General features: G+C 37.7%; 19 protein-coding genes. 11 read left to right on the top strand and 8 right to left on the bottom strand.

The features are described from left to right. Positions 1-29: 29 nt before the first annotated feature. Entirely contained in the window at positions 30-821 is a 792-nt protein-coding gene (locus FW754_RS06830) for an NRDE family protein (RefSeq protein WP_446324192.1), read from the bottom strand. A 94-nt stretch (positions 822-915) separates the two neighbouring features. Between FW754_RS06830 and lgt the strand changes: the two genes are divergently transcribed. The 3 genes from lgt (at position 916) to FW754_RS06815 (ending at position 2,658) form a co-directional block, all read left to right on the top strand. Continuing rightward, the gene (lgt, locus tag FW754_RS06825; RefSeq protein ID WP_409510255.1) at positions 916-1,734 is read left to right on the top strand and encodes a prolipoprotein diacylglyceryl transferase; all 819 of its coding nucleotides are present in this window, start codon (positions 916-918) and stop codon (positions 1,732-1,734) included. A gap of 113 nt (positions 1,735-1,847) precedes the next feature. Then, positions 1,848-2,243: a hypothetical protein gene (locus FW754_RS06820; RefSeq protein WP_446324191.1), complete on the top strand. Its 396-nt coding sequence runs from the start codon at positions 1,848-1,850 to the stop codon at positions 2,241-2,243. A 31-nt stretch (positions 2,244-2,274) separates the two neighbouring features. Beyond that, positions 2,275-2,658 (top strand): hypothetical protein, encoded by a 384-nt coding sequence (locus tag FW754_RS06815; RefSeq protein ID WP_446324190.1) that lies wholly within the window; start codon positions 2,275-2,277, stop codon positions 2,656-2,658. A 23-nt stretch (positions 2,659-2,681) separates the two neighbouring features. On the opposite strand, the gene FW754_RS06810 is transcribed toward FW754_RS06815, so the two are convergent. Together FW754_RS06810 and FW754_RS06805 are read right to left on the bottom strand one after the other, a co-directional pair. Then, complete coding sequence (locus tag FW754_RS06810; protein WP_409510252.1) at positions 2,682-3,203, bottom strand: CHAP domain-containing protein; 522 nt, start codon at positions 3,201-3,203, stop codon at positions 2,682-2,684. Between the two features lie 504 nt (positions 3,204-3,707). Continuing rightward, positions 3,708-4,514 (bottom strand): YwqG family protein, encoded by an 807-nt coding sequence (locus FW754_RS06805; RefSeq protein ID WP_446324189.1) that lies wholly within the window; start codon positions 4,512-4,514, stop codon positions 3,708-3,710. A 131-nt stretch (positions 4,515-4,645) separates the two neighbouring features. On the opposite strand from FW754_RS06805, the gene thyA reads away from it, so the two are divergent. The 5 genes from thyA (at position 4,646) to msrA (ending at position 8,411) form a co-directional block, all read left to right on the top strand. Then, complete coding sequence (thyA, locus tag FW754_RS06800) at positions 4,646-5,488, top strand: thymidylate synthase (RefSeq protein ID WP_446324188.1); 843 nt, start codon at positions 4,646-4,648, stop codon at positions 5,486-5,488. Positions 5,489-5,595: 107 nt separating this feature from the next. Then, the gene (locus FW754_RS06795; protein ID WP_409510249.1) at positions 5,596-6,108 is read left to right on the top strand and encodes a dihydrofolate reductase; all 513 of its coding nucleotides are present in this window, start codon (positions 5,596-5,598) and stop codon (positions 6,106-6,108) included. Positions 6,109-6,136: 28 nt separating this feature from the next. Continuing rightward, complete coding sequence (locus tag FW754_RS06790; protein WP_409510248.1) at positions 6,137-7,213, top strand: Lnb N-terminal periplasmic domain-containing protein; 1,077 nt, start codon at positions 6,137-6,139, stop codon at positions 7,211-7,213. 138 nt (positions 7,214-7,351) lie between these two features. After that, positions 7,352-7,798 (top strand): META domain-containing protein, encoded by a 447-nt coding sequence (locus FW754_RS06785; protein ID WP_409510247.1) that lies wholly within the window; start codon positions 7,352-7,354, stop codon positions 7,796-7,798. An 85-nt stretch (positions 7,799-7,883) separates the two neighbouring features. Then, the gene (msrA, locus tag FW754_RS06780) at positions 7,884-8,411 is read left to right on the top strand and encodes a peptide-methionine (S)-S-oxide reductase MsrA (protein ID WP_446324187.1); all 528 of its coding nucleotides are present in this window, start codon (positions 7,884-7,886) and stop codon (positions 8,409-8,411) included. Between the two features lie 116 nt (positions 8,412-8,527). Here msrA and FW754_RS06775 read toward each other — a convergent pair whose 3' ends face one another. The 5 genes from FW754_RS06775 to FW754_RS06755 all read right to left on the bottom strand — a co-directional run bounded on the left by FW754_RS06775 (position 8,528) and on the right by FW754_RS06755 (position 12,284). After that, positions 8,528-8,929, bottom strand: a complete 402-nt coding sequence (locus FW754_RS06775; protein WP_409510245.1) for an ExbD/TolR family protein — start codon at positions 8,927-8,929, stop codon at positions 8,528-8,530. Continuing rightward, entirely contained in the window at positions 8,929-9,552 is a 624-nt protein-coding gene (locus FW754_RS06770) for a MotA/TolQ/ExbB proton channel family protein (protein WP_446324186.1), read from the bottom strand. Before FW754_RS06770 ends, FW754_RS06775 begins: the two co-directional genes overlap by 1 nt. Before the next feature lie 34 nt (positions 9,553-9,586). After that, on the bottom strand, positions 9,587-10,432 hold the full coding sequence (locus FW754_RS06765) for an energy transducer TonB (RefSeq protein ID WP_409510243.1): 846 nt from the start codon (positions 10,430-10,432) through the stop codon (positions 9,587-9,589). Between the two features lie 207 nt (positions 10,433-10,639). Then, positions 10,640-11,506 carry a formyltetrahydrofolate deformylase gene (gene purU, locus FW754_RS06760; RefSeq protein WP_409510242.1) on the bottom strand — a complete coding sequence of 289 codons (867 nt, stop codon included), beginning with the start codon at positions 11,504-11,506 and terminating at the stop codon, positions 10,640-10,642. Positions 11,507-11,591: 85 nt separating this feature from the next. Further along, positions 11,592-12,284, bottom strand: a complete 693-nt coding sequence (locus FW754_RS06755) for a TetR/AcrR family transcriptional regulator (RefSeq protein ID WP_409510241.1) — start codon at positions 12,282-12,284, stop codon at positions 11,592-11,594. 111 nt (positions 12,285-12,395) lie between these two features. On the opposite strand from FW754_RS06755, the gene FW754_RS06750 reads away from it, so the two are divergent. The 3 genes from FW754_RS06750 (at position 12,396) to rpmG (ending at position 14,413) form a co-directional block, all read left to right on the top strand. Further along, positions 12,396-13,844 (top strand): coniferyl aldehyde dehydrogenase, encoded by a 1,449-nt coding sequence (locus FW754_RS06750; RefSeq protein WP_409510240.1) that lies wholly within the window; start codon positions 12,396-12,398, stop codon positions 13,842-13,844. Positions 13,845-14,008: 164 nt separating this feature from the next. Then, a complete protein-coding gene (rpmB, locus tag FW754_RS06745) occupies positions 14,009-14,245 on the top strand; it encodes a 50S ribosomal protein L28 (RefSeq protein WP_409510239.1) in 237 nt (78 codons plus the stop codon). Positions 14,246-14,257: 12 nt separating this feature from the next. Beyond that, entirely contained in the window at positions 14,258-14,413 is a 156-nt protein-coding gene (gene rpmG / locus FW754_RS06740; protein ID WP_001205031.1) for a 50S ribosomal protein L33, read from the top strand. Positions 14,414-14,556 lie beyond the last annotated feature (143 nt).

The raw sequence follows: 14,556 nt of genomic DNA, 5'->3' as shown, positions 1-14,556 counted from the left end.
TTCGATAGAATAATTCAAATACTTCATTCTTATTGAGAAGGTAATGTTTGCTCAAAATAAACTAACTCTCCAGCATGTTCACCTTGCTGCGTTTTCTCAATCCAATCAATTTTTTCATGCCCAATTCTGACAAAATTAGAACATCGTGTACCGTAAATCGGACTTTGAATAAAGGTTGACGAAAGTAGAGCCTCCATTTCCGAACTAATACCTGTTTCAGGCAATAACTCAGTAATGACCTTACGCTCATCTTCTAAAATATCCCACACAGTTGTTTGAATATCCTTTTCTGAAACGTATGTCTCACTGAGTTGTAGCATTGGTAAGAACTCTTGTGTAAAGCGTTTGCGTAAATGTTGCGTTTTTTGCCAATTTTCAGACATCAAACCATTGGACACTACATAAACACCTTTGGCTAAAACTTGCGGTGCTTCACCACGGTTGCTCATATACACCGCTTGTTCTAAATCACCGACAAATAGATTGAATCCTGCATAATCACATTGTTTCAACTCAAGTTGTTGTGCAAAACGAATCGGGGTTAAATCGGACTCTAAAAATGACTGAATCACTTCACCGCGTGACGTTACATAGCTATGCTGGTCTGCACCATCACGAAAATTGGTAATAATCGCCCAGCGCCCTTGCTTGGTGATGCCCATCCATGTTCCACCCGACTGTAAATCTTGCCCTGCAATCACAGGACTGTCTGACCAAACATGTAGTTTCGAAGATGGGCGGTGATAGAACTCATCCCGATTTGAGATTAGACACAGTGGTAGACCATCTAAAACTTGCCACGCAAATGCCACAATGCACATAAATTTATTCCATTCACTTTACACATTGAATGTACAACATTTTCAGCAACTTTCAGCTAAAATCTGTGCAAAACAGAAATCCTGAGGAGCAGGAATGCTGACCTACCCAAATATTGATCCCGTTGCGATATCGCTGGGTCCTTTACAAGTCCATTGGTATGGGCTGATGTATTTACTCGCTTTTTTATGTGCATGGGGACTAGCAACGTATCGTGCCAAACAACGTGACAACTGGAATGCTGAAATGGTTTCAGATCTCATTTTCTATGGTGCACTCGGTGTCGTTCTCGGTGGACGGGTTGGTTATGTGCTCTTTTATGAATTCCACAAATTCTTAGCCGACCCAATTTGGCTATTTAAAGTATGGACAGGGGGAATGAGCTTCCACGGCGGATTCCTCGGTGTAATGATTGCAATGCTTTTGTGGTGTCACAAATATAAGAAAACTTGGTTTGAAACCCTCGATTTTATTGCACCTTGTGTCCCAACAGGTTTAATGTTTGGTCGTATTGGTAACTTTATTGGTGGTGAACTCTATGGTCGTCAAGTGTCTGATCCGAACTTTGCTTTGGGTATGATTTTCCCAACAGATCCTTCACAGCTTATTCGTCATCCTTCACAGATTTATCAAGCACTCTGTGAAGGTTTACTCCTATTTATTATTTTATGGTTCTACAGTGCTAAACCTCGTCCTCGTTATGCGGTTTCTGCAATCTTTTTAATGGGCTATGGTTGTGCACGCTTCTTTATGGAATTCTTCCGTGAACCCGATGCAGATCAGGGCTACATCCTTTTAGGATGGATGACCAAAGGTCAGATGTTATCGTTACCGATGATTTTGATTGGTCTATGGCTGATTTGGTATGCCTATCAGAAAAAGATTTTCGATTGGGGTCCACACAAAAATACCTAAACCGATTTCATGTGTATTCTAAGAATCGATTTACAAGGTGAAGCAAAGCTTCACCTTTTTTTATGCTACAGTTTCCACCAACTTCGCTTTAAATATCAAGATTTATAAATCTCATGCTTGAATTCTGGTTCGATCCGAAAACTTCAGTTGCCAAAAAATTAGTCTTGCTCATTTTAATTGCTGCAGCAGCGGTAGGACTCTACATTATGCAACCTATGGCATTACAAGACATATTATTGTTTGCAGGTACGGGCGTTATTTATCTGATTTGTCGCTACTGTAAACTGCATTTTTTTGCCAATAATCTTCGCAGTATTTTTTATCGTTTGTTGACTTGGCTACCGATTGCCTTACTGTTAGCACTCATTTTTAAGAATATGAATAATGGTGAAATTCTGATTCCGGGTGCACTTGGTATTAGTATCATGGCACTTGCTGTTTGCCTATTTTCACCACTGTCTTTGTTGCATAAAAATACGCCAGATACAAACGCTAAACAGCAAAAATAAGCTTAACTTAGAAAAGGTATAATTCTCTATTATGTTATTGAATTTATGGTATTCAGATCGTTGTACACGACAAATTAAACTGATGGTATGTATTGCAACATGTGCCGTCATTTTTTATTGTACTGAAATTCAAAAACTACCGACTGTTTTTGCAATCATCAGTCTTGCCTTAGGTATCGCGACACATATTTTATATCAATATAAGCAGAAGCTTGGGGAAAATAATAATTATGCTCAAGCACTTCAATGGCTTATATCCATCTTTCCACTCGTCATACTTGCAATCCTGATTTTCATGCTTCCTACAATCAATCAGCTCTATACTGCTCTACAATGTATTGGCTTTTGCGCACTCGGTTTATTTCTTGTTTCTATTTATGAAAACCGAAGTCCACGCCATGATTCAAATGGTTAAATCGCTATACACAATATTTTATTTTACAAACGATAATATTGATACGTCACACTACTATCACGATAGACATCATGGCTACGCTGTCTAAAATCTGACACCCATTGCGAACCTGTAAAGCCTGCAATGTGTCCGTAACGATGACGACTGGTACTCTTGATAATATAAATATCGCCTTCTTGTGGCTGATCAAATGACGGTTCAATACGCTTATAACCAATCTGCATAAGTGTTGCACCCCAATCTGAAGCAGCAATAGGATGACTACTAAAGCTTGCACCTGCGGACTGTAAAGCAATACGGACATATTTTGCACATTGATGTGCTGTCGTACTGCGAGACATACTGACTAACTTTTGAGTAAATTTATCAATATCAATCAATGATGTGACTTTAAAATCGCGGTTACGGGTTTTAAAATTTTCCAATGCTTGAGCCTTTAAAAAAGCATCTGGATCAAAACCATTTTTTGAATCTTGTGACCTAATATGAACTTGCAATGTAGGGTTTACGTATTCATTAACATCCATATTGTGATCATAAATCATGCATCAACCTCTAAATATCTCTTAAAAATATGAGTTCCATACTATTAAAAACTCACTTTTACATTTAATAAGCAAAGCATACTAATCATTGAACCTTAAAAAGTGACGACTTAACTTGTAAAAAAATATGTAATTGTGAATAAATCTCATTTATTGACTTTTAATTGTTTGAAAGCGCTTAATTTCTTTATTGTCTGTATTATTATTGTTTGCCTAAAAATTAACCATTAAATAATATAGCCAATCCACTAAATTAATATCTCTAAAGAATCAGCCAACTAGAATGTCAGCTTAGTCACATTTAGTTTTATCAACTATTGATCCATTGCAACTCTTTGTTGTACATGCTCTTAATTTTTCCCACAAAAAAGCCGATGTATTAAACATCGGCTTCTCACTATGTTATGAAAAATAGCTTGCTCATGATAATTTTCAAATGTATTGCTCAAGGTCTATATCAAACGCTAAACAAATACTTTACTAACAATAAGTAATCAACAAAATTTAATAACAATCCCAGTTATAAAGCACCTTAGAAAAATCACCTTTTTTCAAGTCATCTGGATGAATAAAAAAGTTACCGACACCTGAATCACCCCACATAATTTCAACACAATCGCTATCGTCAGTATCAACCTGCAACAACAAGATATAGGGTTTAATGACATCGGTATATTCACGTGGATCAGACTGCGTAAAAAATGGGTATCCCCCTAAACGATGACCATTACTCGAATAAAATCCATCATATTCTTCTGCAAACTCCTCACCTTCATCATCACCTAGTGTTTCATATACATCGACAATTTTTTCTGAAAATTGAAAATCATTCATTCCTATCACACTTTCAGAAGTAGTAAACGTAATCGCATATTGCCCTACCACTGGACTTGCTAGGTCTTCTATTTCTGAAATAGGAAAATCTTGTTGCAATTGAGAGATATCTTGCGTCATTTTTTCATGAAAAATAATACGAAAACCATCTTGCTTCTGTTGATCATCAAAATCTAAACCATACAAATCATCAAAAGGATTAATAAAAAATTGCAGTATGCCTGTAGATGGATATTGTGTATTTTCAGGTAGTTCAGCGAAATTAATTTGTGCTAGGAGTTGTAAATTATCACCACTTTCACTTTTTGGATAAGTTTGCCCCATTGGCAAATAAGGTGAGCCACCGAATTTACTTTGCCATAACGTTAAATCGAGCGATGGTGCTAATGTCATTTCAATAGATGGTTTAACTGTTTGTAATATTTTATCTTTATAACTTTGTAGTTGAGCAGAGGTACTATTCCAATCGATATTCATTATGGTCACTCTTGTTCTGTGGCTTAAAAAATTTTCCAAATTAGTATAAACTTACAGGTCATTCTGAAGTATGACAATATCGTATACAAACGGCGTAATTTGTCGTATGTGATCTTTAATTTGGAAAATTTATGAAAGCGTATTTAGACCTTCTACAACACATTCTTGACAATGGTGGCGACAAAGGCGACCGTACAGGCACAGGAACACGTTCTGTATTTGGTCATCAAATGCGTTTTGACTTAAGCCAAGGTTTTCCGTTATTGACCACAAAGAAAGTACATTTCCGCTCAATCGTAATTGAGCTGTTATGGTTTCTTCAAGGCGACACCAATGTCCAATATTTAAAAGACAATAAAGTCAGTATTTGGGATGAATGGTCTACCGCAGAACAAACAGCACGTTTTGGTCGTCCTGAAGGTGAGCTTGGTCCTGTGTATGGTCACCAATGGCGTAACTTTGGTGCAGAAAAGAAAGATAATGGCTTATATGAAGACAATGGTTTCGATCAAATTCAATGGCTGATCAATGAAATCAAGACCAATCCTAACTCACGCCGTCTAATTGTGTCAGGTTGGAATCCACAAGAAGCAGGTCTAGTTGCATTGCCGCCATGCCATACCTTGTTCCAATTTTTCGTGCAAGATGACAAATTATCTTGCCAGCTATATCAGCGTAGTGCCGATGTTTTTCTAGGTGTACCGTTCAATATTGCAAGCTATGCCCTTTTAACGCACATGATTGCACAAGTATGTGGCTTAGGCGTTGGTGATTTTGTATGGACAGGTGGTGATACACATTTATATGTTAATCATTTTGAACAAGCCAAATTACAATTGACTCGTGAGCCGATGTCACTCTGTCAGTTAAAGCTAAATCCTGCAATTAAAGATATTTTCGATTTCAAATTTGAAGATATTGAAATTGTCGGATATGAATCACATCCAGGTATTAAAGCCCCTGTTGCGGTTTGATTGTTCATTTACGAAATCAAATAATCCCTCTAAATCCCCCTTTTATAAAAGGGGGACTTTCTACCAAATGATCACCGTTGGTATTTAGAATTAAAATCGAGCTAAATATGACCTTTAAAAATTTTGAAATCGTTCATGTTGTTGCAATGGATCAGCAACATTGTATTGGCAAAGATAATGATCTCCCTTGGCATATTTCTGCCGATCTCAAACACTTTAAAGAAATCACACAAGGTGGCGTTGTCGTTATGGGACGCAAAACCCTAGAGTCAATGGGGCGTGCCTTACCTAAACGTGTGAATTGGGTCATTACGCGTGATCAAAATTGGACTTTCGATAGTGTCAAAACAGCACCTAGTATTGAAGATGCTTTAGAGCAAGCCATTCCCGATGTTTTAGCCTCTGAAAAACCTGAAAGTATTTTTATTATTGGTGGTGGTGAAATCTTTAAACAAACAATTCACTTTGCCGATCGCTTAGAATTAACCCATGTAGACTTAAATGTTGATGGCGATGTTTTTTATCCAAGTATTCCAGCCGAATTTAAAAAAGTTGCATCTGAGTCGCATATTGATGACAAAACAGCTATTGCTTTTGAGTTTGCAACTTACCGAAAATAGCCTCACATTTTAATTAAAATAAACAGACATGAATCACATTGGAAAAGCTATATTTCTACGTGCATTAGGCATGAGCCTCATGCACTTTCTCTTTAGTATTTTTGTCGTCCTTTCCTCTATTTGGTTATGTCTTGCCATCTGGGTTCAACAGCCCTGTGGTTGGTTACTGAGCCGTATATTTATCGGCATTTGGATCGTTTTTTCTCTGAGTATTTTAGGTGTTTATTTCACCCATTTTATTAGTCGCCGTAAAGATATTCTGATTTATCTCATCACTTTTGCACTTAGCTTAGTTTGGTATTTCAACATTCCTGCTCATCAGAATTTAGACTGGAGTCCTGATGGCTCTCGTATTCTCAATTATGAACGACATGGCGATGTAGTCACGCTACATAACATTCGTAATTTTAATTGGAAATCTGAAACTGAATTTGATGAACAATGGGATACCCGAACTTTCAATTTAAATGAAATTGAAGGGATTAACATTTTGACATCCTATTGGATGGGACCTCAAATTGCCCATACATTAGTCAGCTTTGACTTTAAAAATCAGAAACCTTTGGTCTTTTCACTTGAAATTCGTAAAGAGAAATCTGAAAGTTTTTCTGCAATTGGCGGGTTCTTTCGACAATTTGAACTCAGCCTCATCGCAGCAGATGAAAAAGATATTGTTTACACACGTACCAATGTACGCGGTGAGCAAGTTTACTTTTTCCCAATCAAAATGGCAGAAAAAGAACGTAAAGAATTATTTTTAGAATATCTCAAAAAATCGGATGAATTACGAGAAAAACCTAAATGGTATAATACGCTTACCAGCAATTGTACTACGCTTGTTTTTGATATGATTCAAGCCATTGAGCCACATGAATTACCACGTGATTATCGCTTGCTTGTTTCAGGCTATTTACCAAATTATTTGTATGACTTAGGTGCGCTAGATAAAAAATGGGATATGAAACAATGGTATCAACACGCATATCTTAATCCTAGGACACAAGAATTTAGCCATTTTAAATATCCAAGTAGCCAAAATTTTTCGAAAGTCATTCGCTTAGGGTTACCTGTAAATCAGCTTCCCCTGATTCCGCTTGAACATTAAATTTGCATTGAATGTATTGATCAAGCTCATATTTTAATCGTTACAGATAAAATGCAACATATCCGCCTATAAAAAAGTAAGTGACTTGTTCTATATTTATGGTTATATAAACACATACAACTTTAAATCGAGATGAATATGTTGAAAAAAATAGCCCTTGCAACAGCAATCACCACGACATTATTGATGACAGGTTGCGTAACATCACAAAGTACCATTCAACAACAAAACCTTGAATTATTGCAAAATAAAAATTGGTCGCTGACTCATATCGGTGCAACCGAATACAAAGTAGACCCTACAGCACATAACAGCCCGAGCTTACAATTTGATGCGACAACACAGCGCTTAAGTGGTGCAGATGGCTGTAACCGTATTATGGGTAGCTATGTCGTCAAAAAACATGAGATTAATCTAGGACAGCTCGCATCTACAAAAATGATGTGTCAAAACACGGCAGAACTTTCAAGCAAATTTAATGAAGCCTTAAATAAAGTTGCAGGCTATCAAGTCTATGGTCAAACATTAAAATTGCTTGATCGACATGGCAACCCTGTACTTCAATTCAAGTCAAACACAAACTAATCGTATTGATAAAAAACCTGATGATTCAGGTTTTTTTAGCACAGTATTTTATAAGATAAAACCAAATATAAAGTAGGATTTAAGCATGGCACAAGCAATTTTTGGTGGTGGATGTTTTTGGTGTACCGAAGCCGTTTTTCTGTCACTGAAAGGTGTCGAGAGCGTAATCAGTGGTTATGCCGGTGGTCGTATCGAAAACCCAAGTTACGAACAAATCTGTAATGGCGATACAGAACATGCTGAAGTCATTCAAATCAATTATGATGATCAGCAAATTGATTTTAAACAACTACTCGATGTGTTCTTTGCCACCCATGACCCAACTACACTTAACCGTCAAGGCAATGATGTCGGAACACAATATCGTTCTGTGATTTATTTTGAAAATGCCGAACAACAGCAACAAGCAAGCGATTATATTGATTCACTCAAAGCTGATGGCTTAAACATTGTGACCGAACTCAGCCCTGTACCGACCTTCTATCCTGCGGAAGATTATCATCAAAATTTTTATGCGCGTAATCCTTCACAAGGTTACTGTAACTTTGCAATTCCACCTAAACTCATGAAGTTACGAAGTAAATTTAATGACTTATTAAAGAATGATGATTAAGCTTTCTTTTTAATGAGTGTTCAAAGAATAATTCGCTTTATTTAAGCCATAAAAAAGCAATCCAAATGGATTGCTTTTTTATTTATATGAATTAAGTTACGGTTTATGGCACTCAATTATTCACTTACAAATGCAATATCCGTTAAACCAGCTTCACTTGCACGTGACATTACTTGTGCAACCATATCATAACGAGATTCTTTATCTGCACGTAATTGAATAGGTGGTTTACTTGCTTGTTTTCCTGCTTCATCAAAACGCTTTTGTAATTCATCAAGCGTAATGATTTCTTCACCCCAAGCCACATCACCTTTAGCATTAATACTAATGGTCACCGCCTCTTGAGGCTGATCAACAATATCTGCTGTTGTTTTCGGCAAAGTTAATGGAATTGATGGGTTAGCAACGGTTGCAGTCACCAGAAAGATAATCATCAAAACCAGCATAATATCGATCAGGGGAATGAGGTTCATCTCATTCATACCTGCATCGTTGTCATCACCCAATTGAAAAGCCATTAAACTTGACCCCCAACTAAACCTTTTTCAGTACTTACTTTTTCAGCTTTCTGTGCTGAAGAATCTTGTTGCAACATAGTATCAATAAGCAAGCCATGTGCATGATCTTGTAATTCAATCGCCAATGAACGATTGAAGCGCATACAAATGTTATAAGCCAATACAGCAGGAATCGCAACTGCAAGACCTAGACCAGTCATAATTAGAGCTTCACCGACAGGCGTTGCCACTTGTGCTAAGCCTGCTTGACCACTTTTACCGACAGCAACAAGAGCGTGAAAAATACCCCAAACTGTACCAAATAGTCCTACAAAGGGTGCAAGTGATGCGATTGTACCTAGTACAGAAACACCTTTTTCAGCCGATGCTTTTTCAGTCGAAATTTGACGTAACAAAGCTTGTTCTGCAACGGCTTTACGTTGATCAAAACTTAATGGTGCAAGTTTTGCTTTTAACTTACTGACCGCTTGAGTCAATTGTGTTTGAGCAACCTGTTTTAACTGACGTGTTCCCATTAGACGTAGAACAAAGATCGTCCAAGTCGCAATCGACATCGCCAACAGTACAAAATACAGTGTCTTACTGATTGCATCCGCATGTTGCCAATAAACTGAAAAATTCATATTCATTTCCTGATTTTTAAAAATCTTTAATCTGTTACTGACCTTTCAACGTATAGTCTTGGCCGACATCAAACGGTACTTTTACACCATCAACTTTATACGGTGAAAATTGTGCTTTACGTGCTTGTCCAAGAATGTATGCATCTAAACCTGCATCTCCCGAACCTTTCACCATTTTCACATTCTTCACAGAACCATCGGCATTGGCATAGAAATGTAGTTCTACGCTTACCACTTGCCCTTTAGCTAAGTATTTACTTAATGCCGCAGGGTCAATTTTTGGTTTAAAACGCCAAGAAATATCACCTTTACCGACTGAACGGCTTTGGTTTTGGCTCTGGCGATTTCTCTCATCTTGTTCACGTTGTTGACGGGCTTTTTCATCTTGTTCACGTTGCTGACGAGCTTTATCGTCTTGCTCACGCTTTAAACGATCTCGTTCAGCCTGATCACGCATTTGCTGGTCACGTAATTGTTTATCTTGAATCTGTTGATCGCGCAACCGCTGATTCTCTAACTCACGCTGTTTCTTTAGAGGATCTTCCTGATGAATCGCCTTTTCCACTTTTTCTTGTGGTTTTTGTGCAATCACTTTTGGCTTGATCACAGGTTGCGGCTTAATAGGCTCTGGTTTCGGCTCAGGCTTCACCTTTTGCTGTACTGGCGGTGGTGGGGGCGGAGGCGGCGGTGCTTCTTCTTGAATTTTTAATAATTTAACACTAATGGGTTTCTTGTCCACAGGTTTTAAGTCAACTGTTTTTAACTGACCGACTGCCCATAATACGCCCATATGACCGATTACAACGGCAATAAGCGCAGGCAACACTTTTTTCTTCAACAATTGTGAGGAATGAAGATTTGCTGTGGAAGATTGACTCATATGAATCTGAATACCTAAATCTGAGAATATCAGCAAATGTTTTTGCTAATCGTAATCATCGGTTTGAACAATTAAACTACGCTAATGATAAATGAGAAGTGTTTTCATTTGCAACTACTTTTTACAATACTTTGTATTGTTTTTCCAAATTAAAAACAAAAAAAGAGATGCTTTATGCATCCCTTTTTCACATCAAAAAACTACAAACTACTGAAAAACAACTGTTTTATTACCATCTACAATAATACGATCTTCAAGATGCCATTTCACAGCGCGTGCCAACACATTACGCTCTACGTCTTGACCTAATTCACGTAATTGTTCAACGGTAAAATCATGGTTTACACGTTCTACGTCTTGTTCAATGATTGGACCTTGATCTAAATCAGCCGTAACATAATGCGCTGTTGCACCAATAAGCTTTACACCTTTTTCATACGCTTGCTTATATGGATTAGCACCCACAAATGCAGGTAAGAATGAATGATGAATATTGATGACTTTCATTTCCCATTTTTGTACAAACTCTTCATCAAGAATCTGCATATAGCGCGCAAGTACAAGTAAATCATTACCTTGCATTAATTCGTCAATTTGCGCATAAGCTTCACGTTTATTTTCTTTGGTCACTGCAACAACTTCAAATGGAATTCCGAAGTTCTCTACAGATTCACGTAAAGCTTCATGGTTCGAAACTACTTTGGTAATTTCACACGGTAAACCGCCACGAGAATGACGCCACAATAACTCAAGTAAAGCATGATCAACTTTCGACACCAAAATGCCGACTTTTTTCACATCACTGACCAAAGCTAAACGCCATTGCATGGCATAACGCTCTGCCACATTAGCAGCAAACGTTTGCGTCAAACTTTCTCTACGAGTTTGTAAACCATCAAGTTCAAACTCAACGCGCATGAAATAACGTCCGCCCTGAGCTTCTGTTGCATATTGATCAAGCGCAGTAATGTTTGCTCCCTGATGATACAAAAAGCTCGATACAGCCTGTACGATGCCCGGCTTGTCTTCACAAGTAATGAGTAAACGTGCAGTATTGGCAGTGGTCATGTTCATTTGGTTAAATATCACTTATATATAAATTTAAAAACAGCCGGTTATTCTAACGCTTTTTTACCAGCTTTCAATATTACAATACATTTCAGTCTTCTTTCGAGGTTGATAGACTCGCAAAAAGATCAGAAGTACCAAAACTATCTAGCAATCTTTCATAAGTTGCACGGCTTTCACCTCGTAAATACGGGCCTTCGAGGAAAACCATTTGACGCAATGCTTGCCATGCCCATTTTTCATCCAAATGATTTGAATCATTTAAATGCCCAGACATATAAAGGAAATTGGTCCAATTGGTCAGCACAATCCAAATATTGATAATTAAAGCTTCAATTTCAGAATGGGTCATTTGCATTAATCCCGCCTCAACAAAAGCTAAATAAATCTTTTGCCCTTGTTGCATGACCTGACCTGCAAATTTTGGATAAATTTTGCGAAAGTCTTCGTTATTTTCAACAAGGTGATAAACATCACGATGTAAAAAACGATATGCCCACAACTGACTACTCAATACCTGAAAATAACGAATCTTATCATTTGCGTTGACTGCCCGGTCATCAGGCAATGAAAGCATCTCCATCGTTTCCATTTGGTACTGCGACATCAACTCTTTAATAATTTCCTGTTTATTACGAAAGTGATAATACAGATTGCCCGGACTAATGCCTAACTCAGCAGCAATATGGTTTGTGGTGACCGAGCGCTCGCCACGCTCATTAAAAAGTTGCAGACTAATCTGCAAAATTCGATCTTTCGTTTTCAATGTTTTGGAGCTTGACATCTTGATACCATTTTCAATCGTCAGCATTTGCTAACATTAAAGTGACTTGACTAATTAGAGTATTTACTCTAAAAAATATATTAAATTATCTATTAGTAAATGGTGTTTGTCATGAACAGTCAAACAAAAACAAACTCAATGACTCCCTTTGCGCCAGAAATCCAGCGTATGCATGATTTATTGGCTCAACAGAAATCAGCATATCAACGATATCCTGTTCCGACAGCCAAAGAACGTATTGAACGTTTAGCAAGACTAAAAAAAGTTTTGGTAAAATATCAAGACCAGATTGCAGATGCAATCAATAAGGACTATGGAAACCGCTCAGTCAATGAAACCAAAATTGGTGAACTACTAACATGTTTAGAACAGGTTAAATATTATAGCAAGCATTTAACCGATTGGATGAAACCATCTAAGCGTCATGTTGGTATTTTACATCAGCCTGCAAAAGCATGGGTACAATATCAACCTCTGGGTGTTATTGGTATTATTGCACCTTGGAACTATCCGCTTCTACTTTCAGTAGGCCCTCTCATTTGTGCCTTGGCTGCAGGTAATCATGCCATGATCAAAATTTCAAGCTCATCAATGAACTTTGGTTATGTGCTTGAAAATATTTTATCTGAAGCATTCCCACAAGAACTCGTTTCTGTGGTGACAGGTGGTGGCGTAATTTCCGATGCTTTTAGTCATTTGGCTTTTGACAAAATTATTTTTACAGGATCAACCAATGTCGGTAAAACTGTCATGGCTGCGGCTGCTGAAAACCTTGTACCTGTTATTTTGGAACTCGGTGGCAAGTCACCTGTTATCGTGCACCCATCAAGCGATATGAAAGAAGTTGCTCAGCGTATTGCTTTTGGCAAGCTTTGGAATGCAGGTCAAACCTGTGTTGCACCTGACTATATCTTCTTACCAAAAGGTAAAACTGCCGAATTTATGAGACAGTTTAAAAATATTGCAAGTAGCATGTATCCAAGCCTACGTGATAACAATGACTATACGTCTATTATTAATGATAAACAGTACAAGCGTATTCAAGGTTATTTAGAAGATGCACAAACGCAAGGTGCTGAAATTACATCAATCAATCCTAAAAATGAGAATCTTGAAACTGTGCGGAAAATTGCGCCAACGTTGCTCACAGGTGTGACTCCTGATATGCAAATTTTGCAGAATGAAATTTTTGGTCCAATTCTACCAATCATGGAATATGATCAAATTGACAATGTAATTGACTTTATTAATAGCCGTCCGCGTCCACTTGCATTATACTACTTCGACTTTGATAATGCGCGCGCCGATTATGTATCGCAACGCACGCATTCGGGGCACTTTGGTCAAAATGCCGTACTCACTCATGTTGCACAAGACGATCTACCATTTGGTGGCGTTGGTGCTTCAGGTATGGGTAAATATCATGGTCCTGAAGGTTTCTTTAGTTTATCGCACGAACGTTCTGTAATGTCCATTCCTAAGCTTTTTAGCTTAAAGTTCATTTTGCCGCCGTATGACAAACCTCTAAATCGTATTTTAGAGAAAACCTTCCTGCGCTAACTTGATCAAGGTATGATCTATTGAATAAGGTCATGCTAATTTTTAGCCGATTCCGCTTGTCTTTTAAGCGGAATTTTGGTATAAAACGCCCCTGAATGAAATCATCCGTTTATTTTTGACTGGCCACACAGAATTGCTGTTGGCTCAATCAATGGAGTTACACCATGTCTAAGGTTTGCCAAGTTACCGGCAAGCGTCCAGTCGTTGGTAACAACGTCTCACACGCCAACAACAAAACTAAGCGCCGGTTCGAGCCGAACCTGCACCACCACCGTTTTTGGGTAGAAAGCGAAAAACGTTTTGTACGTCTTCGTTTAACTCCAAAAGGTATGCGTATTATCGACAAATTGGGCATTGAAAAGGTTCTTGCTGACCTTCGTGCTCAAGGTCAAAAGATCTAAGGAGTCTGAACCATGCGTGATAAAATTCGCTTAGTTTCTTCTGCTGGTACTGGTTATTTCTACACTACCACTAAGAACAAACGTACTATGCCGGAAAAAATGGAAATCAAAAAATTTGATCCAAAAATCCGTCAACACGTGATCTTCAAAGAAGCTAAAATTAAATAATTTTAGTTTTCTTAAAAAATACGACCCTTTTGGGTCGTTTTTTTTGCACTTTTTTTACTCAGCTTGTTAAAATTCTAGCATTCCTTTGGCATTTTCTATGCTTAAAGTTCTTATCTTTCACTTTTCCTACCTATTTTTAAGGA

The sequence above is a fragment of the Acinetobacter sp. 1207_04 genome (assembly GCF_052850415.1).
This window is presented reverse-complemented; position numbering and strand designations above follow the sequence as displayed.